Raw genomic sequence first — 21,049 nt, forward strand, 5'->3', positions numbered from 1 at the left:
TGACTACCGGTACAACGAGCCGACCTCGATTGCGGTATTTACCAGGCACAACGTTCCTGATATGAATTCAGTTCATATTCATGTCGAGGAGTGTTCGCCATGGCCGGTAGCCCCGCCGACTGGTCCAACTGGGCCGGCAACCAACACAGCACGGCACTGGTCACCGCGCGACCCCGGAGCGTGGCGGACGTCGCCGAGGCGGTCCGCCGGGCCGCCGCCGCCGGCACCACCATCCGGGCGGTCGGTAGCGGTCACTCCTTCACCGCCACCGCCGTCGCCGACGGACACCGGCTCGACCTCGCCGACCTGGCGACCGACGTCACCGTCGACGTGGCGCGTCGCCTGGTCACCGTACCGGCCGGGATGACGCTGCACTCGCTCAACGACCTGCTCGCCGGTCACGGGCTGGCGGTGCCCAACCTCGGCGACATCGACGCGCAGACCGTCGCCGGCGCGATCTCCACCGGCACCCACGGCACCGGCGCGACACTCGGGTGCCTCTCCACGTTCGTGGCCGGCCTGACGCTGGTCACCGGCACCGGCGAGGTGCTCCGCTGCTCCGCCGACGAGCACCCCGACGTGTTCGACGCCGCGCGGGTCGGGCTCGGCGCGGTCGGCATCCTGGTCGAGGTCACGCTGCGCTGCGTGGACGCCTTCGTGCTGCGCGCACACGAACGGCCGGCCGCGCTCGCCGAGGTGCTGGCCGACCTGCCCGGCCTCCACCAGGCGCACGACCACGCCGAGTTCTACTGGTTCCCGTACACCGACCGGGTGCAGGTCAAGACCAACGACCGGGTGCCCGCCGACGACCGGCCGCTGCCCCGCTGGCGCGGCTGGCTGGACGACGAGTTCCTCGCCAACACCGTCTTCGCCGGGGCCTGCCGCCTCGGCCGCGCGGTGCCGGCGCTCGCGCCCGGCATCAGCGCCGTCTCCGCCCGGGCGCTCACCGAACGCACCTACACCGGCCGCTCCGACCGGGTCTTCTGCACCCCGCGCCGGGTCCGGTTCGTGGAGATGGAGTACGGGCTGCCGCGCGACGCGCTGCCCACCGCGCTGGCCGAACTGCGCCGGATCGTGGACCGGCTGCCGTTCAAGGTGCTGTTCCCGGTCGAGGTGCGGTTCACCGCCGCCGACGACATCTGGCTCTCCCACTCTTACGGGCGGGACTCCGCGTACGTGGCGGTCCACCAGTACGTGGGGATGCCGTACGAGCCGTACTTCCGCGCGTTCGAGCAGGTGGCCACCGAGCTGGGCGGTCGCCCGCACTGGGGCAAGCTGCACTGGCGCGACGCGGCCTCGCTGGCCCCCGCCTACCCGAAGTTCGCCGCGTTCCAGTCCCTCCGCACCCACCTGGACCCGCAGAACCTCTTCACGAACCCCTACCTGAAGCAGGTCCTCGGCTCCTGACCGAGATCGTGGTACGCGCCCGCCCCTCCCGGGGCGGATGCGTACCACGATTACTCCTTCGAAGTTGAGGACGCCTTCTTCGGGGCGGCCTTCTTCGCCGGGGCCTTCTTCGCGGCCGTGGTCTTCTTCACCGCGGCCGTCGTCTTCTTCGCGGCGGCCGTGGTCTTCTTGGCCGCCGTGGTCTTCTTGGCGGGAGCGGCCTTCTTGGTGGCCTTCTTCTTCGGCGCCGGGCCCTTCGCCCGCTTCTCGGCGAGCATCTCCGACGCCTCTTCCAGCGTCAGCGCCTCCGGCGTCTGCGCGCGCCGCAGCGACGCGTTGGTCTCCCCGTCCGTGACGTACGGCCCGAAGCGCCCGTCCTTGATCACCAGCGGCTTCTCGGTGAGCGGGTCGACGCCCATCTCCCGCAGCGGCGGCGCGGCGGCCCGGCGCTGGCGGGTCTTCGGGGCGGCCAGCAGCGCCAGCGCCTCGTCCAGCGTGACGGTGAACATCTTGTCTTCCGAGTCCAGCGAGCGGAACTCGTCACCACGCTTGACGTACGGGCCGTAGCGGCCGTTGTTGGCGAAGACCTCCCCGCCGTCCGGGGCCACGCCCACCAGTCGGGGCAGGCTGAGCAGCCGCAGCGCCTGCTCCAGCGTGAGGTCGTCCGGCGACTGCGAACGCAGCAGCGACGACTTCCGCTCCCCGCTGGCCACGTACGGGCCGTAACGGCCGGACTTCAGCAGGATCGGCTCGCCGGTCGACGGGTCGTCGCCGAGCTTGCGCTCACCCCCGCCGCCGAGGAACAGCTCGTGCACCTTCTCCGGGGTCAGCTCATCGGGCGCCAGGCCCTCCGGGATCGGCGCCCGGTCGCCCTGGGAGCCGCCCTCCTCGCCCTCGGCCGGGGCGGCCGGCGCCTGCTGCTCGCCGGGCACCGCCCGCTGGAGGTAGGGGCCGTACCGGCCGACCCGGACGACGACCTCCCGCCCCTCGTCGTCGGTGAACAGCGGGATCGAGTTGACGCTGCGCGCGTCGATGTCGCTCAGGTTCTCGGTGACCAGCTTCTTCAGCCCACCGGCGTGCGCGATGGCCTGGTCGCCGGCGCCGTTGGCGCTGCCGAAGTAGAACGAGGTGAGGAAGTCGACCGCGGCGTGGTCGCCGCCGGCGATCTCGTCCAGCTCGTTCTCCATGCTGGCGGTGAAGTCGTAGTCGATCAGGCGCGGGTAGTGCCGCTCCATCAGCCCGATCACCGCGAACGCCAGGAACGTCGGGATCATCGCCTGGCCGCGCTTGGTGACGTAACCGCGGTCCTGGATGGTCTGCATGATCGAGGCGTACGTGGAGGGGCGGCCGATGCCCAGCTCCTCCAGCGCCTTGACCAGCGACGCCTCCGTGTAGCGCGACGGCGGCTGGGTGTGGTGGCCCTGCGCGGCCAGCTCGTCGGCGGTCAGCGGCTGGTCCTTGACCAGGGTGGGCAACCGCCGCTCGGCGTCCTCCGCCTCGGCGTTCTCGTCGTCGCTCGACTCGACGTACGCGCGCAGGAAGCCCGGGTCGGTGATGGTCTTGCCGGTGGCGCCGAAGTCGGCCTCCTCCTGCGCGGAGGAGACGGCCCGGATGCGCACCGACACGCTGGAGCCGACCGCGTCGGTCATCTGCGAGGCGATGGTGCGCCGCCAGATCAGCTCGTAGAGCTTGAACTCCTCGCCGGACAGCTCCTTGGCCACGTCGCCCGGGGTGCGGAAGTTGTCGCCCGCCGGACGGATCGCCTCGTGCGCCTCCTGCGCGTTCTTCACCTTGCCGGTGTAGCGGCGGGGCTCCGGCGGCACGCTGCGCTCGCCGTACAGCTCGACGATCTGCCGGCGGGCCGCCGCGATGGCGGTCTCCGACAGGTTCACCGAGTCGGTACGCATGTAGGTGATGTAGCCGTTCTCGTAGAGCCGCTGCGCGGTGCGCATCGTCTGCTGGGACGAGAACCGCAGCTTGCGGGCCGCCTCCTGCTGGAGCGTGGAGGTGATGAACGGCGCGTACGGGCGTCGGCGGTAGGGCTTCTCCTCGACCCGGGTGACCGTGAACGGCCGGGCCGCCAGCCGGGCGGCAAGCCCTCTGGCCCCGCCCTCGTCGAGGTGGACCACCCCGGCGCCGGGCCTGACGCGACCCGTGGTCGGCTCGAAGTCCTTGCCGGTGGCGATCCGGTCGCCGTTCAGCGCGACGAGCGTGGCGTTGAACGTGCGCGGACCCTCGCCCGGCTTCGCCACCGCGAGGGTGGCCAGGATGTCCCAGTACTCGGCGGTGCGGAACGCCATCCGCTGGCGCTCCCGCTCGACCACGATCCGGGTCGCCACGGACTGCACCCGGCCCGCCGAGAGCTTCGGCATGACCTTCTTCCACAGCACCGGGGAGACCTCGTAGCCGTAGAGCCGGTCCAGGATGCGCCGGGCCTCCTGGGCGTCGACCAGGTCGCGGTCGATCTCCCGGGGGTTGGCCACCGCGGCCTGGATGGCCGGCTTGGTGATCTCGTGGAAGACCATCCGCTTGACCGGCACCTTGGGCTTGAGCGTCTCCACCAGGTGCCAGGCGATCGCCTCGCCCTCGCGGTCCTCATCCGTGGCCAGGAAGATCTCGTCGACCTCCTTGGCCAGCTTCACCAGCTTGTTGATCTGCTGGCGGCGGTCGGCCGAGACCACGTAGAGCGCGTGGAAGCCGTTGTCGACGTCGACGCCGAGCCGCGCCCACGGCTCGCCCTTGTACTTCGCCGGCACGTCGGCGGCGTTGCGGGGCAGGTCCCGGACGTGGCCGAAGCTGGCCTCCACGACGTACCCCGGGCCGAGGTAGCCCGAGATCGTCTTGGCCTTCGCCGGTGACTCGACGATGACCAGACGGGTGGTTCCAGCGTTGCTCGGCACGTCTCTCCCCGACCTCACTCCTACGCCACGCCCGCTCCGGGCCGTGTTGCACCACCCGGACCGCGGTCGGCCCGGACGTCCAACGTAACGCGCCGTCCGCGCCCCGGGTTTCGTGGGCGGCGAACGGGCCGCCTCCCCGGCGGTCGCCGGCCGCACCCTGCCGGACGGCGCCACCGTACACCGTGGGTAGGGCGCCGGGCGGGTCACTGTGACGATCACACACCCCCCGGCGGAGGCGGCTCCAGTCGAATTCCTGCGCAAACCGCCGCCGGGACGGTCGGCGATCGGACAGCCGGCGGGGTTGCGCCGACGGGTCAGCCGTGCGGGCCCGGCCAGTCGGCGGCCGGCGCGGCCGGCGGCCGTTCCCCCACCAACTCCGCCAGCCGGGTCACCCGCCGCCCACCGATCCGGTACGCGGGGCCGCCCTCACCCGGCTCCACGAACGCGGCCGGCAGGCCCACCGCGGCCAGCGCGGCGCGCACCGCCTTCCAGCACTGCTCGTCGGCCGGGCCGAGCCCGAGGCGGAACCCGGCCGGTTCGGCGGCCCCGGCCGCGGCGGCCCAGAGCCGTAACCGCCGCCCGTCGAGGTGGAACCGGGCCGGCGGTCGCTTCGCCGCGCCGTGCAGCCAGCCCCGGGCGAGCGGCGTCAGCGTGCTCGCGTACGCGGTGCGCACCCGGTACCGGCCGTCCCCGGTCGGCTCCCAGCCCGCCGGCACGCCCCGGGCACCCAGCTCGGCCACCAGCACGTGCACCCGCCAGGCCGCGTCCACCACCACGGAGAGCCGGGCCGTGCCGCCCATCCGCACCACCTCACCCGGCCCGGCGAGCAGGCCGGCGAGGTCCGCCAGCGCGGGATCGGCCGCCTCGGTGGAGAACAGCGAGGGCTGGCGGGCCGGGTTCGGATTCGGGGAGGGTGGCGTCAGCGACACTCCGGGACCTCGTCGAAGGCCTCTTTGAGTTCGGGTGAGTTGAGTTTGCTGGTGTCCAGCGCGCTCGCGTCGTACTCCTGGTTCAGCGTGTCCACGGCGGCGCGCACGCCGTCGTAGAACGGGCCGGCCTGGGCGGTGTCGAGCCGGTCGATGGTGGTCCGCGCCCGCCCGTACGCGTCCCGCATCTTGCTCAGCGAGCCACGGAACCCGGCGGAGACCTCGGGGCCGTGGTCGACCTCCGGCACGCCCGCCTCCTCGACCTTGCGTCGGGCCGTCTCGCTGGCCTGCTCCGCCCCGGCGAACAACCGCACCAGGTTCTCCTTGGCCTGCGGCGGGGTGGTCTGCGCGGTCATCTGCTGCCGGGTGCTGCTGGTCAGCTTGGAGATCTCCGCGCGCCACGGGGTGAGCGCCTGGCACACCGACGCGGCCCAGGCCCGTGGGCTGGGCCCGCCGCAGCCGGCGGCGACGAGGACCAGCGTGGCCAGGACCACCGTGAGCTTTCCGGCGGTTGCCGCCCGGCGCGTACGCATGCGATGCAGCGTACGACCTCCGGGCGGAACCGCCACCGGTCAGGTTTCGTGCACGGGACGGTTCCCGGCCGACCGGGGCCGGCCGGGAACCGTCCCGTCGGTCAGGCGCCCACCGTCTCCGTCCGCTGGCCCGGGGTGCCCGCACCGTGGTCCGAGCTGTCCATGGCCACGCCCTTGCGCTTGCTGAACACCACCGCCGCCGCGATGATCAGCGCGGCCACCACGGCGATCGTGATCCGCAGCGCGGGGTTCTTGTCGTCGCCCACGCTCCAGGCCACCACGGCCGGCGCGATCAGCAGCGAGACCAGGTTCATCACCTTGATCAGCGGGTTGATCGCCGGGCCGGCGGTGTCCTTGAACGGGTCGCCGACCGTGTCGCCGATGACCGTGGCGGCGTGTGCCTCGGAGCCCTTGCCGCCGTACGCGCCGTCCTCGACCAGCTTCTTGGCGTTGTCCCAGGCGCCACCGGAGTTGGACAGGAAGACCGCCATCAGCGTGCCCGCGCCGATCGCGCCGGCCAGGTAGGAGGCGAGCGCGCCCGGGCCGAGGCCGAAGCCGACCGCGATCGGGGCCAGGATGGCCAGCAGGCCGGGGGTCAGCAGCTCGCGCTGCGCGTCCCGGGTGCAGATGTCCACGACCTTGCCGTACTCGGGACGCTGGGTGCGGTCCATGATGCCGGGCAGCTCGCGGAACTGCCGGCGGACCTCCATCACCACGGCGCCGGCCGAGCGGGAGACCGCGTTGATGGCCAGGCCGGAGAAGAGGAAGACGACGGCCGCGCCGATGATCAGGCCGACCAGGTTGCGCGGGTTGGCCACGTTCAGCGCGTTGAGGATCTCGGTGCCGACGTCGCCCACACCCGCGTCGGAGTACGAGGTCCGCAGCGTGTCGGTGTACGAGCCGAACAGCGCGGTCGCGGCCAGCACCGCGGTGGCGATCGCGATGCCCTTGGTGATCGCCTTGGTGGTGTTGCCGACCGCGTCCAGCTCGGTGAGCGTGCGCGCGCCGTGCTCGTCGATGTCACCGGACATCTCGGCCACGCCCTGCGCGTTGTCCGAGATCGGGCCGAACGTGTCCATCGCGACGATGACGCCGACGGTGGTGAGCAGGCCGGTGCCGGCCAGCGCGACCGCGAACAGCGACAGCGTGATCGAGCTGCCGCCGAGCAGGAACGCGCCGAAGACGCCGGCGCCGATCAGCAGCGCCGAGTAGACCGCCGACTCCAGGCCGATGCTGATGCCGGCCAGGATGACGGTGGCGGCGCCGGTCTGCGAGCTCTTGCCGATGTCCTGCACCGGGCGGCGGTTGGTCTCGGTGAAGTAGCCGGTCAGCGCCTGGATCGCGGCGGCCAGCACGATGCCGATCACGACCGCGCCGATGGCCACCAGCCGCGGGTTGCGGTCGACGTCGGTCAGCCCGCCCTCCAGCTCGCCGAACGTGGCCGGCAGGTACGCGAACGCGGCGATCGCCACCAGCACCGCGGCGATCACCGCGGAGAGGTAGAAGGCCCGGTTGATCGCGGTCAGGCCGTTGCGGTCGCTGGCGCGCAGCCGGGTGATGAACACGCCGACGATGGCGACCAGCACGCCGATGGTGGAGATGATCAGCGGGAAGACCAGGCCGTCCTCGCCGAACGCGGCCCGGCCCAGGATCAGCGCGGCGACCAGCGTGACCGCGTACGACTCGAACAGGTCGGCGGCCATGCCGGCGCAGTCACCGACGTTGTCGCCCACGTTGTCGGCGATGGTGGCGGCGTTGCGCGGGTCGTCCTCCGGGATGCCCTGCTCGACCTTGCCGACCAGGTCGGCGCCGACGTCCGCGGCCTTGGTGAAGATGCCGCCGCCGACCCGCATGAACATGGCCAGCAGCGCGGCGCCGAAGCCGAAGCCCTCCAGCACGGTCGGCGCGTCGCCCCGGAACAGGATGACGACGAGCGCCGCACCGAACAGGCCGAGGCCGACGGTGAGGAAGCCGACCACGCCGCCGGTGCGGAAGGCGATCTTCATGGCGCCCTCGCGGCCACCTTCGCGCTCCCGCGCGGCGGCGGCGACCCGCAGGTTGGCGCGGGTGGCCAGCCACATGCCGGCGCCGCCGATGAACGCGCTGAACAGCGCACCCACCACGAAGAACGCCGACCGGCCGATCTTCACCAGCGTCTGGTTCCCGTCGGTGTCGTGCACCGGCAGCAGGAACAGCAGCACGACGGCGATCACCACGAAGATCGCCAGGGTGCGGAACTGCCGCAGCAGGTACGCGGACGCGCCCTCCTGCACCGCCCCGGAGATCTCCTGCATGTTGGTGGTTCCCGTACCGGCTGCCAGTACCGCCTTGGTCAAGGCGGCGGCGAAGACGAGCGCCACCAGCGCGATGACCGCGGCGATGACGACGTACGTCACGTTGGCTCCGGTAAGGGACAGTGCGCCGCCGTCGGCGGCCAAGGTCCCGGACATCTGTGTCCTCCTGTACCGAACACTCGCGTCGGCTCGTGGAGACGCACGGGCCGACGCCTGGATGCGAACTCGCCAGCGCGCGCCATCCACCCGTTCCCGCTGGCTGCGGGGAGCGATCACTTGCTGACAACCCGGGTACTGTAGCCCTCCGGCGTGGTGAGGGTCACAGCGAGGGGGCACCGTGTCTCGATGATCTTCGTAACTGTGTTATGCGAGGAAATCTGATATATAGGCCGGTCAACACGACGAGGCCGCGCTCCCCGTGCGGGGAACGCGGCCTGCGGAACGATCGGATCAGCCGCGGCCGGTCGGCCAGGCCATCCGGACCTCGGTGCCGACACCCTCGTCGACCGGGCGGACCTGGAGGTCCTCCACGAAACCGGCGAGCAGGGCGAACCCCACGCCGGTGGTCAGCGCGTCCTCGCTGAGCGACTCCTTCGCCAGCTCGTCCGGGCCGAGCGCGGCCAACCCGAGACCCGCCTCGATCGGGGCCCGGTCCACCACCCGCACCGTGTACGGCCCGCCGTCGGACATCTCCACGTAGACCAGCTCCGCCAGCCCGTACTGCCGGTGCAGCGCGACCGCCCGGGTGCACGCCTCACCGATGGCCAGCCGCACCTCGTCGAGCAGGTCCTCGCGGACCCCGGCCCGCCGGGCCACCGCGACCCCGACCAGGCGGGCGGTGCGCACGTGCACCGGCGCCGGTGAGAAGGAGAGCTTGACGGTGGCCATCACGCGCCGGTGGTGTCGGCGGCGATGGCCGCGTCGACCGTCGGGTGCAGCGGGAAGACCTGATCCAGGGCGGTGATGCGGAATATCTTGAGCAACGGCTCCTTGTCGCAGACCAACGCGAACGAGCCGCCGGCCGACCGGAGCCGCTTGAGCGCGCCGACCAACACGCCGAGCCCGGTCGAGTCGAGGAAGTCCACCCGGCCCAGGTCCACCACCACGTGGCGGGCCCCACCGTCGATCAGCTCGATGAGCCGTTCCCGCAGGCGGGGTGCGGTGTAGACATCCACCTCACCGCCGACCTCGAGCACCGTGTGCTCCCCCACGGTGCGGGTCGCCAGCGACAGCTCCATCGGCCCCTCCTCGGTAAACTCTCCTGGGCATCTAACCATCCCCCCGTGCGACCGCTTCGGGTCACCGGCCCGGCCCTCCCCATACCCCGACCCGGCGGTTCCCAATTCCGAACACCAGTGCGAGAGTGCAGGACGTGACCGACGACAGCCCCGGCCCGAGGCGTACGCCGGACGAGCTGCTGCGCCGGCTGCGGCTGCGCCACGCCACCGACCCGGTCACCCACGTCGAGCGGGTGCCGGCCCGCGTCGGCGAGCCGGCGCCGTGGCCCGACTGGGCGCCCGCGGAGCTGCGGGCGGCGTTCGCGCCACGCGGCGTGGTCGCGCCGTGGCGGCACCAGGCCGAGGCCGCCGAGCTGGCGTACGCGGGGCAGCACGTCGTCGTCGCCACCGGCACGGCGTCCGGCAAGTCGCTGGCCTACCAGCTTCCCGCGCTGAGCACGCTGCTCGCCGACCCACGCGCCACGGTGCTCTACCTGGCCCCGACCAAGGCGCTCGCCGCCGACCAGCTCCGCGCCGTCGCCGGCCTGGACCTCGACGGGGTACGCCCGGCCACCTACGACGGCGACACCCCGCGCACCGAACGGGAGTGGATCCGTCGGCACGCCCGGTTCGTGCTCACCAACCCGGACATGCTGCACCACGGCATCCTGCCCGGGCACGCCCACTGGTCCGGCTTCCTGCGCCGGCTCGCGTACGTCGTCATCGACGAGTGCCACACCTACCGGGGCGTCTTCGGCTCACACGTCGCGCACGTGCTGCGGCGGTTGCGTCGACAGTGCGCCCGCTTCGGGCGAGCGCCCGTCTTCCTGCTGGCCTCGGCCACGTCGGGCGACCCGGCGACGGCGGCCGGGCGGCTCACCGGCCTGCCCGTCACCGCCGTCACCGAGGACACGTCGCCGCGCGGCGGGGTGACGTTCGCGCTCTGGGAGCCGCCGCTGCTGCCGCCCACGGATTCGGCTGTCGACGCTGATCTCGTCCAGGTCCGGCGCTCCGCGCTCCGGGAGACCGCCGACCTGCTCGCCGACAGCGTGGTCGAGGGCGTCCGCACGCTCGCGTTCGTCAGGTCCCGCAAGGGCGCCGAGGTGGTCGCCGCGAACGCGCGGCGGTCGCTCGACGAGGCGGTGCCGGGGCTGGGCGACCGGGTCGCCGCCTACCGGGCCGGCTACCTGCGCGAGGAGCGTCGCGAGCTGGAACGGGCGCTGCTGCACGGCGACCTGCTCGGGCTCGCCTCCACCAACGCGCTCGAACTCGGCGTCGACCTGGTCGGGCTGGACGCGGTGCTGATCTGCGGCTGGCCCGGCACCCGCGCCTCGCTCTGGCAGCAGGCCGGCCGGGCCGGGCGTTCCGGCGACGAGGCGCTCGCGGTGCTGGTGGCCCGCGACGACCCGCTCGACACCTACCTCGTGCACCACCCGGAGGCGCTGTTCGGGCGTCCCGTCGAGGCCACCGTGCTCGACCCGGCCAACCCGTACGTGCTCGCGCCGCAGCTCGCCTGCGCCGCGCACGAGGCCCCGCTCACCGCCGCCGACCTGGACCTGTTCGGTGACGGCGCGAAGGAGGCGGTGGACTCGCTGGTCGAGGCGGGCGCGCTGCGGCAGCGGCCCACCGGCTGGTACTGGCGGCACCGGGAACGCCCCGAGGTGGACCTGCGCGGCGAGGGCGGCGCCCCGGTCTGCGTGGTCGAGGAGTCCACCGGGCGGCTGCTCGGCACCGTCGACGGCGGCTCCGCGCACTTCCTGCTCCACACCGGCGCGGTCTACCTGCACCAGGGCGTCTCGTACGTGGTCGACGCGCTCGACCTGGCCGACGGCTGCGCGCTGGTGCACGCCGAGGAGCCGGACTGGTCCACCCACGCCCGCGACGTCACCTCACTGTCCGTGGTGTCCGTCCGCTCGTACGTCGACGCCGGCCCGGTCGGGCTGTTCCTCGGCGAGGTGGACGTGACCAGCCAGGTGGTGTCGTACCAGCGCCGGCGCATCGCCACCGGCGAGGTGATCGACACCCGCCCGCTGGACCTGCCCGCGCGCGAGCTGCGTACGGTCGCGGTCTGGTTCACGCTCTCGCCGGAGTCGCTGGCTCGTGCCGGCGTCGAGGCCGCCGACGTGCCGGGCGCGCTGCACGCCGCCGAACACGCCGCGATCGGCCTGCTGCCGCTGATGGCGACGTGTGACCGCTGGGACATCGGCGGGTTGTCGACCGCCCTGCACCCGGACACCGAAGCCCCGACCGTGTTCGTCTACGACGGTCACCCCGGCGGGGCGGGCTTCGCCGAGCGCGCGTACCGGACGGCCGCCGCCTGGCTGCGCGCCACCCGCGACGCGATCGTCGAGTGCGGGTGCGAGACCGGGTGCCCGTCCTGCGTCCAGTCCCCGAAGTGCGGAAACGGCAACAACCCGCTGGCCAAGCCGGAAGCCGTCAAGGTCCTCGACGTGGTGCTCACCAACCTCGCCGCCGCGTCGAGCAGCACGACGCCCGTCGACGCGACGGACGGCAGCACGACGCCCGTCGACGCGACGGACGGCAGCACGGCGGACGGCAGCACGGCGGACGGCAGCACGGCGGACGGCAGCACGGCGGACGGCAGCACGGCGGACGGCAGCACGGCGGACGGCAGCACGGCGGCCGTCCATGCGGTCGGCGTCGATGCGGCGGCGGGCGGTGGCTTGCCGGGTGACGTCGCGGCGGATGACGGGTCGGGGCCGGGGGCGGAGCGCGACGGGGTGCTGCCACGGCAGGACGACCGGGCGGCCCGGCGATCGGCGACCGACCGCATCACGACGGACTGACCTCGCCAGATCACTCGTCACCACCTCGGCCCACCGAGGCGGTGACGCCAGCGAGCGAGGACTGTTCCCGTCACCGACGCGCCGCCCGATGCTCACCCAGCGCAGGCCCCACCGTCCCCGTCGATCTTGCAGTTTCGGCCCCCACCTCGCCCTTTTTGCCCGGTACGCCTGGGCGCAAGGTGCAAGATCGACGGGGTGGGTCGGCGGAGGAGTGAGTCTGGTGGGTGGGACGGGGCATGAGGACGGGCGTTGCGGGGCATTGATGTATGGGAGCGCTTCCATGCATCATTCCGGTAGCGCAGACGCGACCCGAGACCCGTCCCGCCGGAGGTGCCGCCGTGGCCGACACGATCGCCGAGACCGTCGAGCTGCTCTACACCATCGACCAGGAAAGCCTCACCCCGGACCAGCAGATAGCGCTGGGTACCGCGCTGGCGAACCTGGCCCAGGCGGAGCGGCTGGACCAGATCAACGAACGCCTGCGCGGTATCCACCAGGTGCTCAACACGTGGGCGATGAAGGCCACGGTCGACGGCGGACGCTGACCGCCCGTCGCGGCACGAACCGCTGTGCGGTGAGCGCGGTCGGACCGGGGGGCGTCTCGCCAGCTCACCGGGAGGACGGTGTCGGACGATGACCGGCACCGTCACTTCGGTGCGCGGGAGTCGATCAAGGTCACCGGCAGGGCGGACCAGCGGTGCGCGCTGGTGGCGGCGCTGTGCGACACTCCGGCGACCCCTCGAAGGAGATCAGATGTCGCTCGACAGCCTGCAGGCCCAACACCGGTTCATCGTCCGCCAGCGGATCCGGATGATGGTCAACCAGTACGAGGTGCACGCCGTGGCACCGGACGGCTCCGAGGGCGGGCTGCTCGCGTTCGCGCAGCAGAAGCGGCTCGCCTTCAAGGAGCAGGTCACCATCTACACCGACGACACCAAGCAGTACCCCCTGCTCGGGTTCAAGGCCCGCCAACGGCTCGACCTCGGCGCCACCTACGACGTGACCGACCACGCCGGCACCCCGATCGGCCTGTTCCGCAAGGACTTCGCCCAGTCGCTGCTGCGTTCGACCTGGCACGTCGAGCAGCCCGGTCTGCCGCCCGCGACGGGACAGGAGCGCAGCCTGCCGGTGGCGCTGCTGCGCCGCTTCGTCGACTCGCTCTCCTGGCTGCCCTACCACTTCGACTTCCTGGCCGGCGGCCAGCCGGTGTTCTCGGTCGACAAGAAGTGGGGCCTGCGCGACCGGTACGTCGTCGACATCCAGCACCCGCACATCGATCGCCGCCTGGTCATCGCCATGGCGGTGGGCCTGGACGCGCTCCAGTCCCGCTGACGCCGACGTCGACCGGTGCGGCCCGTCGCGGCGGGCTCCACCGGTCGACCGCCGGCTAGGTTCATCGGCCGACTGCCGAGTCTCCAGTCGGCAATGATGATCATGGCGTGGCGGCGAGTTCGCGCGCCGGGCCGGCCCGGGACGTGGCGGTGGCGACGCGGGTCAACCCGGGTAGCGGCGTGACCCGCACCTGCGCCGTGACGATCAGGTCGAGTCCGTCGACCCGGCACCCGGTCATCCGGCCGGCGTTGGCGGACACCAGCGCGTCGGCCGACCCGCAGGCAGCGTCCGCCCCGTCGAGCACCCGGCTCGCGCCCGCGAGCGCGCCGAAGTCGGCCGCCACCCGGGCCTGGTGGCGGGCGCAACGGGCGGCCCCGAGCCCGGCGCCGAACAACCCGACGAGCACGAACACCAAGCCGATGGCGAGCAGGCACACGGTCGCCCCACCCCGCTCGGACGCCGACCAGCCGGTGGGTTGTCCGCGTGCGTGCGGTTCACCAGGGCTCGACCCGGCAAGGCTCGGCCTGTCAGGGTTCGACCCGGCCAGGCTCGACCCGGCCAGGCTCGACCTGTCAGGGTTCGGCTCGGCGAGGTCCGGCCCGGCGAGGCGCAGCCCGGCAGGGGCCGATCCGGCAAGGTGAATCCCGGCCGGGTCCGACAGCTCATCCGGGTGCGGCTCCCGATCGGCCGAACTGACGGTCGGTGACAAGGTCTCAAGCTTCCCCAGCTTCCCCAGCTTCCCCAGCCGCCCCGGCGTTCCCGACCTCGCCGGCGTTCCCGACCTCGCCGGCGTTCCCGGCCTCGCCGGCATTTCCGGCCTCGCCGGTGTTTGCGGCGTCACGGCGTCGGCCCGGGGGCGCCGGGTTCCACGGCGGCCACCGCGACGCCGGAGACGGTCGACCGGGGCAGCCTCGTGCCGAACGTCCGCACGGGTGCCCGGACGGTCGCGGTCACCCGGTCACCGGTCACGGTCAGCGTCACCTCCGCGCCCGCCGGGGCGTACCGGGTGGCGGCGGGTGGGCCCGGCTCGCCCCGTGCGGCGGCGAGTGCCGCTTCCCGGGCCGCGTCGACGCAGCCGGCACGCGTGGTCACCGCGTCGACCGCGGTGAGGCCGGCGACGAGCAGGAACATCAACGCCGGCAGGCCGACCGCCAGCTCGGCGGTGAACGACCCCCGTTCCCGGGCGTCCCAGGCGCGACGGCGGGCGGCGCCGCACCGGACGCCGTACGGCGCCCCGCCACTTGCCACCGGGGCGGCCGGAACGCGAGCGCACCGGCCACGGTGTCGACCGGCCCACCGGCGCCCGGTCACTTCAAGGCCCGGTCGATGACAGCGGTCAGCGCGGACTGCACGTTCCCGGAGGTGAGCACCTTCAGCAGGATGCCGGCGAAGGCGACCGCGGCGAGGGTGCCCACGGCGTACTCCGCGGTGTTCATGCCGGCGTCACCCCGCAGTCGGGTGAGGAGCTTGCGCATGTCGTACGTCCCTTCTCGATGGTTCACAGCACGTCGCCGAGGACGGCGACGATCACCGGCACCAGACCGGCGAGAATGAAGGCGGGCAGGAAGCACAACCCGAGCGGCAACACGATGAGCACGCCCGCGCGTCGGGCCGCCGCCTCGGCCGCGGTCGAGCGCTCCGCCCGCAGGTCGTCCGCGAGTCGGGTGAGCGCGCCGGCCAGCGCGGCGCCACTGTTCGACGAGCGGACCGCGGCGGTCACCAGGCTCTCCGCCCCGGAGACCGGGCGCAGGTGCGCCCACGCCTCGGTCGCCGTACCGCCCAGGCCCAGCGTGCGGCCCACCCGGCCGAGCCGGTCCGCGAGTGGCCCGCCGAGCGCCTCGGCGACCGCGAGCGCCGAGCGGTCGACAGGTGCGCCGGCCCGGAGCGCCGCGGCCAGCAGATCGGCGGCGAGCGGCAGGTCCGCGGTTTCGCGCAGGCGACGCTCCCGTACGGCGCGGGGCTCGATCCGGCGTAGCAGACGGTCGGCGGCCACACCGGCCAGCAGACCGGTGAGCAGGCCGGGCCAGCCGCCGGCGACCACCGCCACGGCCACGGCGGTCAGGCCGGCACCCAGCCGGATCCGGTCCGGCCACCAGCTCGGGCGGCCTTGCGAAGGGATCGGCGCGAGCCGGCGCAGCCGCCGGACCGGCCGGGCGGTGGCCCCGGTGACGAGTAGGAGGGAAGCGGCTCCGCCGAGGCAGACGGCGGCGACCACCTGGCGGGACATCAGGCCGCCCGCCCTGGCCCGGCGCCGAGCCGTTCCGCCCAGAGCAGCCCGCCCATCTGCAGGGCCACGGCCGCCACGGCGCTGCCACCGCCGACCGGCGTGTGCAGGAGCACGGCCACCGGGTCGACGCCGATGGCGTAACCGAGACCGATCCCGCCGAGCGGCAGGGCGGCGAGCAGCCACGCCGTCGCCCGCGCGCCGGCGGCCTGGGCGGCGGCAGCGGCGAGCCCTCGATCGGCCGCGCGGGCGTCGGCTTCGATCCGTTCGAGCAGGTCGGCCAGCGGCGCTCCGGTCCGGTCGGCAAGTCGCACCGCGGCCCGGGTCAGCCGCGCGATCCGCCCCGCACCAGTGTCGAGCAGGTGGCCGGTGGGCAGACCGGCCCGCAGATCGGCGGCGACGGCACCGAGCCGGTCGAGATCACGACGGTGCTCCGCCTGGGCCGCCTGCCGGGTGCGCCTGCGTACCGCCGCCCGGGCCGCGAGCGTGCCGTATACGGCAAGTGCCAGCGCGGCCACCGGACCACCGAGGAACGCCCCCACCCCGCCACCGAGCAGCGCCGCCGCCGGCAGGACCCGCCGGACGGAGACGGCCCGGAACGCGGCCAGACCCGCCGACGTCGAGGCGGGCCGCCGGTCAGGGGCCGGCCGCGTCGGGAACGCAGCCCGACCGCCCGACGTCGAGGCGGGCCGCCGGTCAGGGGTGGGCCGGCTGCCGGGACCGGGTCCCGGGTCGAGGACCGCCCGCTGTCGGGTCCGGCCGGCGCGTACCGGCCAGCCGACCGTCACCGCGGCACCGACCAGCAGCACGACCACCAGCCCGAGCTGACCGGTCACGAGGGGCCTGCCGCGTCGGGCCAGACCGCACAGAGGATCGGCGGCACGGGCACGCCCCGCTCGCGCAGCAGGTTGCCGAGCGGCCGGGCGGCCAGGCCGAGACCACGGCCCCGGATCCAGGCCGGAACCACTGTCACCACCCGTTCGGGGCCACCCGGGAGGAGCAGGCCGATCGAGTCGAGCACCCGCCCCTCGCCGGTCCGGCGTACCTGGAGGACGACCTGCAGGGCGGCGGCGACCTGGGCGTGCAACGCGATCCGCGGCAGCCCGCCGAGCATCCCGAGCGCCTCCAGTCGGGCGGGCACATCCGTCGGGGCGTTGGCGTGCAGCGTCCCCGCCCCGCCGTCGTGGCCGGTGTTCAACGCGGCCAGCAGGTCGACCACCTCGGCGCCCCGGCACTCGCCCACCACGAGCCGGTCCGGTCGCATCCGGAGCGCCTGCCGGACCAGGTCGCTGAGGCCGACCGCGCCGACGCCCTCGACGTTCGCGGTGCGCGCCTGCAACCCGATCACGTGCGGGTGCACCGGGCGCAGTTCGGCGGCGTCCTCCACCAGCACGATCCGCTCGGTGCCGGGCACCAGCCCGAGCAACGTGTTGAGCAGCGTGGTCTTGCCGGAGCCGGTGCCGCCGGTGACCAGGTACGCGAGCCGGGCGGCCACCACCGCGTCGAGCAGCGGGGCGACCGGACGGGGCACGGTGCCGTGGTCGACCAGTTCCGCCAGCGTGAACGGCCGTTGCCGGAAGGTGCGCAGCGACAGGTAGGGGCCGTCGGTCGCCACCGGTGGCAGCACGGCGTGCAGCCGGGTGCCGTCCGGCAGTCGCGCGTCGGCGTAGGGCGACGCGTCGTCCAGCCGGCGACCGGCCGCCGCGGTCAACCGCTGCGCCAACCGGCGTACGTCGTCGACCGTGCCGAGCGGCACGGCCACCTGGTGCAGGCCCCGCCCCCGGTCGACCCAGACCCGGACGCCGTTCACCAGCACGTCGGTGACCTGCGGGTCGGCGAGGAGCGGCGCGAGCGGGCCGGCGCCGACGAGGTCGTCGTGCACCCGGTCGGCGATCCGCAGCAGAGTGGTGTCGCCGAGCACGCCGGCGCCCGGATCGGCGCGTACCGCGGAGACCACCGCGGCGGAGGTGACCGGGGTGGCGTCAGCGGCGAAGCGGTGCCGGACCCGGGCGGCCAGCTCTCCCGGATCGGCCGGGCCGGTCACGCCGCGCCCGCCGCGGACCGACCGGTCAGCTCGTCGACGAGCCGCTGGCACAGCACGGCGAGCGGGCCCTTGCCGGTGGCGCCCGGGGCCTCGCCGCGCTCCAGCCCACGGCACAGGCCGGGCTCGGGCCGGAGCGTCCCGGCGAGCGGCAGGCCGAGGGCGCGGGCCACCTCGGCCGCCCGGAGCCGGCCTGGCGCCGGGCCGCGCACGATCACCGAGAGGTCGGCGCACTGCGGTGCCACCACGGCGGCCACCCGGGCCGCGGCGGCGGTGGCACGCAGCTCGGCGGGCACCACGAGGAACGCGCGGTCGGCCGCCTGAAGGGCGATCACCGCCGCGTCGTCGAGATGCCGGGGCAGGTCGAGCACGACCAGGTCCCGCCCGCGCCGGCCGGCGTCGACAGTGGCGGCCATCGCCTCGGCCGGCAGGTGCCGCAGGTCCCCCCGGTCCCACGAGAGCACGACCAGATCACCACGGCTGGGCAGCGCGCGGACCAGTGACGGTGGATCCACCCGGCCGTCGGCGCCGGCCAGCTCGGGCCAGCGCAACCCGTCGAGCTGCTCCCACCCGAGCACCAGGTCGAGGCCGCCGCCCAACGGGTCGGCGTCGACCAGGAGCGTGCGCAGCCGGGACCGGGCCGCACTGACCGCGAGCCCGCCGGCGAGCACGCTGGCTCCCGCGCCGCCACGCCCGCCGAGCACCGCCACGACCCGGCCCGGGCCCGCGCCGACCGGCCCGGTCACGCACTCGGCGAACCTGTCGACCAGCCAGGGTTCCGCCGCGGGCAGCGCCGCGACATGCTCGGCGCCGATCAGCTCGGCCAGCTCCGTACCCGGATCGAGCTGGCCGGAGCGCCCGACCAGCACCGTGCGCGGACGCCGCGGCAGGCGGGCCCGCAGGCAGGCCGCCGCCTGGTCGGCGCCGACCAGCACCAGCGGCGCGGGCGCCCAGCGGGCGCGGGCGGCCGCCGGGTCGGCCGCCAGCTCGACCTCGGTGCCGCTGGCCGCGGCCAGGCGCAACAGCTCGTCGAGCAGGTCACCGTCGGCCGTGACGAGCAGCGGCAGTCGACGGTACGGCGGAAGCGGGGTGCGGGGCGCCATGGCGGCCTCCAACGGTCGGACTCGGACGTGCCGTGGTGGAGCGTGCCCATCCGGCCGACCGTGCGGGTGCCGCAACCGCTCGCCTGTGGACAACGAAGGGGCTTGTGGACAGACCTCGCCGAACGAGTCGATCTGCTATGCGTCGGCGCGGCCGGATCGGCGGGGAACGTTGCCCGGACGACTGGTCCGGCCCAGCTCACCGGCCGGAACCGGTGGCCCCGCCAGCCATTGACTGGGAACGCTGCCCGTCCCGCATAATCGGAGCCCCCTGCCGTGGAACGGACGGCACCGCTCGCGGAATCGAGGCCATGACCGATTCACCGCACGGCACCGGAACCCCGTCCGGCCGACGCCACCCCCGGCCAGCCCCGCCAAGCGGCGGCGAGGTCTGGCTCCGCGACCCGTCCCCGGCCACGCTCGCCTCGGTGGCGATCGGGGTCATGGTGGTGGTGCTGGTCGGCACGCTCAGCTACTTCGCCATGCCGCGCCGCCCCGACCTGCCGCCGCCCGGCGGCGCTGAGGCGATCCTGGCCTCGCCCGGCACGCCGGCCGCGGACCTGGCGACCGAGTCGTACTCCCCGGCGCCCGTGTCGCTCTCCACCCGCGCCGCGCTGCCGACCCGCGCGCCGGCCCCGCCCCGCCGCACCACTGCGGCCGCCCGACCACCGGCGCCCAAGCCGTCGGCCAGCCGGACGAAGCCGCCAGTGTCCCGACCCGGCGAACTCACCCCGCTGCCGGCGTCCCGGGAGTCGACGCTGCGATCCAGCGGGGGCGGGCCGGAGACCTCCGTCGACTTCGTCAATGCCCGGACCGCGCCCGTGGTCGTCAACTGGCTGAACTACGACGGCCGACGCCAGCGGTACGCGGTGCTCCAGGCAGGGCAGTCCTACCGGCAGCAGACGTACGTGGGCCACCCGTGGGTGGTGACCGACGAGCAGGGCCGAGGGCTCGCCTGCTTCGAGCCGGCCGGGCAGACGCTGCGCGCCGTGATCCGCTAACCATCCTTTATGGACACTGTTGTCCTCGCGGTGTAACGACATCACCACTCGGTGCGGTAATTGATCGACAGCAACTTTCGGGCGGTGGCGTCCGGTTCGGTCACCTTCAGCGGTGACCAGGGCGACTACATCACCGGCGGCGGGTCGTACGCCTATTCGGTCGCCGACGGCGACCAGCTCACCACCTCCGCGTCGACCGACGCCAGCCACGTGTCGGTCAACGTCAACGGCTACGGCGGCGACTGGTGGTACCTGGACTTCGACGCCCCGGGCAGCCAGCCGCTGGCCCCGGGCACCTACGAGAACGCGACCCGCTACCCGTTCAACGGCGCGGGCCCCGGCCTGAGCCTGGACGGGAACGGCCGCGGCTGCAACGAGCTGACCGGCACGTTCACCGTGCTCAACGCCGTCTTCGGACCGAACGGCTACGTCCAGACGTTCGACGCCACCTTCGAGCAGCACTGCGAGGGCGGCACCGCGGCGGCCTGCGGCGAGGTGCACATCGCCAACCCGCCCGCCCCGCCGCCGCTGGACCTCGCGCTCGCCGTGGCCACCCAGGGCACGGCCAGCACGGTGAGCGGCAAGGCGGTCGTGCACGGCACGGTCACCTGCAACCAGCCGACCTCCGTGGCGCTCTACGGCACGGTCACCGAGATCGTCAAGAAGACCATCGTCCGGGGTGACTTCACCACCCGCGTGGACTGCGTTCCGGGCACCCCGGCGGCCTGGGCCGCCACCGCCACGCCGACCGGCACCGTGCCGTTCGTCAAGGGTGACTCGGAGGTCAGCACCAGGGCACAGGGCTACGACAGCGAGTACAACCAGTACGTCGAGGTCAACGACACCGCGGTCGTCAACCTGATCAAGGGCTGATCCGCCGATCGGAGCGGCCGGCCCGGCGAAGGGTCGGCCGCTCCGCCACGCCGGCACCCGGAGACGACCGAGCCGAAAAAAGCGCTCCCACCAGGCCGGGAGCGCTCCCCGGAGAAGGGACGACCCCCGTCGGGGGATGCGGCCTCAAACTATCGGCTGCTGTCAGGCGGTGGCGGAGAGTGTCAACAAGCAGGTGTCGAGCGCCGCCGGTTCGCGTTCGGGGTTGACCCGCATCGACGCTCGCGCTGCCTTCTCGCTGCCTAACACCTCGCATACAAGCAACTCAGCCTGCGGCCCGCTGGGAGCTGAACCCGCCGGACTAGTACTCCAGCAGGAGATCCGTGCTGGCCTGCGACGGCAGTGTGGTTTTGTCCGTGGGCATGGAGCAGCCACCGCTGAGTCTCGTGGTTGTGTG

General features: G+C 73.7%; 17 protein-coding genes and 3 pseudogenes. 7 read left to right on the forward strand and 13 right to left on the reverse strand.

What is annotated here, in order from left to right; all coding sequences use genetic code 11:
• Positions 1–90: 90 nt before the first annotated feature.
• Positions 91–1,407 carry a D-arabinono-1,4-lactone oxidase gene (locus tag AB0B02_RS03180; protein ID WP_357295509.1) on the forward strand — a complete coding sequence of 439 codons (1,317 nt, stop codon included), beginning with the start codon at positions 91–93 and terminating at the stop codon, positions 1,405–1,407.
• Between the two features lie 50 nt (positions 1,408–1,457).
• On the opposite strand, the gene topA is transcribed toward AB0B02_RS03180, so the two are convergent.
• The 6 genes from topA to AB0B02_RS03210 all read right to left on the reverse strand — a co-directional run bounded on the left by topA (position 1,458) and on the right by AB0B02_RS03210 (position 9,277).
• Positions 1,458–4,286, reverse strand: coding sequence for a type I DNA topoisomerase (topA, locus tag AB0B02_RS03185; protein WP_281943513.1), 2,829 nt, complete (start codon positions 4,284–4,286; stop codon positions 1,458–1,460).
• A gap of 314 nt (positions 4,287–4,600) precedes the next feature.
• Positions 4,601–5,215 carry a hypothetical protein gene (locus AB0B02_RS03190; RefSeq protein WP_281943514.1) on the reverse strand — a complete coding sequence of 205 codons (615 nt, stop codon included), beginning with the start codon at positions 5,213–5,215 and terminating at the stop codon, positions 4,601–4,603.
• Entirely contained in the window at positions 5,206–5,745 is a 540-nt protein-coding gene (locus tag AB0B02_RS03195) for a hypothetical protein (protein ID WP_107154714.1), read from the reverse strand. Before AB0B02_RS03195 ends, AB0B02_RS03190 begins: the two co-directional genes overlap by 10 nt.
• Before the next feature lie 101 nt (positions 5,746–5,846).
• Complete coding sequence (locus tag AB0B02_RS03200; RefSeq protein WP_281943518.1) at positions 5,847–8,195, reverse strand: sodium-translocating pyrophosphatase; 2,349 nt, start codon at positions 8,193–8,195, stop codon at positions 5,847–5,849.
• Between the two features lie 294 nt (positions 8,196–8,489).
• Positions 8,490–8,927, reverse strand: a complete 438-nt coding sequence (locus tag AB0B02_RS03205) for an ATP-binding protein (protein WP_107154712.1) — start codon at positions 8,925–8,927, stop codon at positions 8,490–8,492.
• Positions 8,927–9,277, reverse strand: a complete 351-nt coding sequence (locus tag AB0B02_RS03210; protein ID WP_357295558.1) for an STAS domain-containing protein — start codon at positions 9,275–9,277, stop codon at positions 8,927–8,929. Before AB0B02_RS03210 ends, AB0B02_RS03205 begins: the two co-directional genes overlap by 1 nt.
• A gap of 134 nt (positions 9,278–9,411) precedes the next feature.
• Between AB0B02_RS03210 and AB0B02_RS03215 the strand changes: the two are divergent.
• From AB0B02_RS03215 to AB0B02_RS03230, 4 genes and pseudogenes are all read left to right on the forward strand, one after another.
• Positions 9,412–11,724 (forward strand): annotated as a pseudogene (locus AB0B02_RS03215) (DEAD/DEAH box helicase); the annotation flags it as partial.
• Between the two features lie 67 nt (positions 11,725–11,791).
• Positions 11,792–11,914 (forward strand): annotated as a pseudogene (locus AB0B02_RS03220) (hypothetical protein); the annotation flags it as partial.
• Positions 11,915–12,401: 487 nt separating this feature from the next.
• Complete coding sequence (locus AB0B02_RS03225; protein WP_107154710.1) at positions 12,402–12,608, forward strand: hypothetical protein; 207 nt, start codon at positions 12,402–12,404, stop codon at positions 12,606–12,608.
• Between the two features lie 208 nt (positions 12,609–12,816).
• Positions 12,817–13,395 (forward strand): hypothetical protein, encoded by a 579-nt coding sequence (locus AB0B02_RS03230; RefSeq protein WP_281943524.1) that lies wholly within the window; start codon positions 12,817–12,819, stop codon positions 13,393–13,395.
• A 100-nt stretch (positions 13,396–13,495) separates the two neighbouring features.
• On the opposite strand, the pseudogene AB0B02_RS03235 reads toward AB0B02_RS03230, so the two are convergent.
• From AB0B02_RS03235 to ssd, 7 genes and pseudogenes are all read right to left on the reverse strand, one after another.
• Positions 13,496–13,855: pseudogene (locus tag AB0B02_RS03235) on the reverse strand (Rv3654c family TadE-like protein); the annotation flags it as partial.
• A gap of 377 nt (positions 13,856–14,232) precedes the next feature.
• Positions 14,233–14,550, reverse strand: a complete 318-nt coding sequence (locus AB0B02_RS03240; RefSeq protein WP_281943819.1) for a TadE family type IV pilus minor pilin — start codon at positions 14,548–14,550, stop codon at positions 14,233–14,235.
• 152 nt (positions 14,551–14,702) lie between these two features.
• Positions 14,703–14,870, reverse strand: a complete 168-nt coding sequence (locus AB0B02_RS03245) for a DUF4244 domain-containing protein (RefSeq protein WP_013283643.1) — start codon at positions 14,868–14,870, stop codon at positions 14,703–14,705.
• 23 nt (positions 14,871–14,893) lie between these two features.
• On the reverse strand, positions 14,894–15,622 hold the full coding sequence (locus AB0B02_RS03250; RefSeq protein ID WP_357295579.1) for a type II secretion system F family protein: 729 nt from the start codon (positions 15,620–15,622) through the stop codon (positions 14,894–14,896).
• Positions 15,622–16,455, reverse strand: coding sequence for a hypothetical protein (locus tag AB0B02_RS03255; protein ID WP_357295586.1), 834 nt, complete (start codon positions 16,453–16,455; stop codon positions 15,622–15,624). The genes AB0B02_RS03250 and AB0B02_RS03255 overlap by 1 nt, the downstream gene beginning before the upstream one ends.
• Positions 16,452–17,663: a TadA family conjugal transfer-associated ATPase gene (locus AB0B02_RS03260; protein ID WP_357295593.1), complete on the reverse strand. Its 1,212-nt coding sequence runs from the start codon at positions 17,661–17,663 to the stop codon at positions 16,452–16,454. Before AB0B02_RS03260 ends, AB0B02_RS03255 begins: the two co-directional genes overlap by 4 nt.
• Positions 17,660–18,763, reverse strand: coding sequence for a septum site-determining protein Ssd (ssd, locus tag AB0B02_RS03265; RefSeq protein WP_281943534.1), 1,104 nt, complete (start codon positions 18,761–18,763; stop codon positions 17,660–17,662). Before ssd ends, AB0B02_RS03260 begins: the two co-directional genes overlap by 4 nt.
• Positions 18,764–19,071: 308 nt before the next feature.
• On the opposite strand from ssd, the gene AB0B02_RS03270 reads away from it, so the two are divergent.
• Positions 19,072–19,761: a hypothetical protein gene (locus AB0B02_RS03270; RefSeq protein WP_357295606.1), complete on the forward strand. Its 690-nt coding sequence runs from the start codon at positions 19,072–19,074 to the stop codon at positions 19,759–19,761.
• 84 nt (positions 19,762–19,845) lie between these two features.
• Positions 19,846–20,634 (forward strand): hypothetical protein, encoded by a 789-nt coding sequence (locus tag AB0B02_RS03275; protein WP_357295609.1) that lies wholly within the window; start codon positions 19,846–19,848, stop codon positions 20,632–20,634.
• Positions 20,635–21,049 lie beyond the last annotated feature (415 nt).

The sequence above is a fragment of the Micromonospora sp. NPDC049240 genome (genome assembly GCF_040647835.1).
GTDB lineage: Bacteria > Actinomycetota > Actinomycetes > Mycobacteriales > Micromonosporaceae > Micromonospora.

Excerpts from the sequence above, each read along its gene's own strand:
- AB0B02_RS03270 (WP_357295606.1), top strand. The coding sequence starts at position 19,072 with ATGACCGATTCACCGCACGGCACCGGAACCCCGTCCGGCCGACGCCAC.
- AB0B02_RS03245 (WP_013283643.1), bottom strand. The coding sequence starts at position 14,870 with ATGCGCAAGCTCCTCACCCGACTGCGGGGTGACGCCGGCATGAACACC.
- ssd (WP_281943534.1), bottom strand. The coding sequence starts at position 18,763 with ATGGCGCCCCGCACCCCGCTTCCGCCGTACCGTCGACTGCCGCTGCTC.
- AB0B02_RS03230 (WP_281943524.1), top strand. The coding sequence starts at position 12,817 with ATGTCGCTCGACAGCCTGCAGGCCCAACACCGGTTCATCGTCCGCCAG.
- AB0B02_RS03205 (WP_107154712.1), bottom strand. The coding sequence starts at position 8,927 with ATGGCCACCGTCAAGCTCTCCTTCTCACCGGCGCCGGTGCACGTGCGC.
- AB0B02_RS03200 (WP_281943518.1), bottom strand. The coding sequence starts at position 8,195 with ATGTCCGGGACCTTGGCCGCCGACGGCGGCGCACTGTCCCTTACCGGA.
- AB0B02_RS03210 (WP_357295558.1), bottom strand. The coding sequence starts at position 9,277 with ATGGAGCTGTCGCTGGCGACCCGCACCGTGGGGGAGCACACGGTGCTC.
- AB0B02_RS03250 (WP_357295579.1), bottom strand. The coding sequence starts at position 15,622 with ATGTCCCGCCAGGTGGTCGCCGCCGTCTGCCTCGGCGGAGCCGCTTCC.
- AB0B02_RS03195 (WP_107154714.1), bottom strand. The coding sequence starts at position 5,745 with ATGCGTACGCGCCGGGCGGCAACCGCCGGAAAGCTCACGGTGGTCCTG.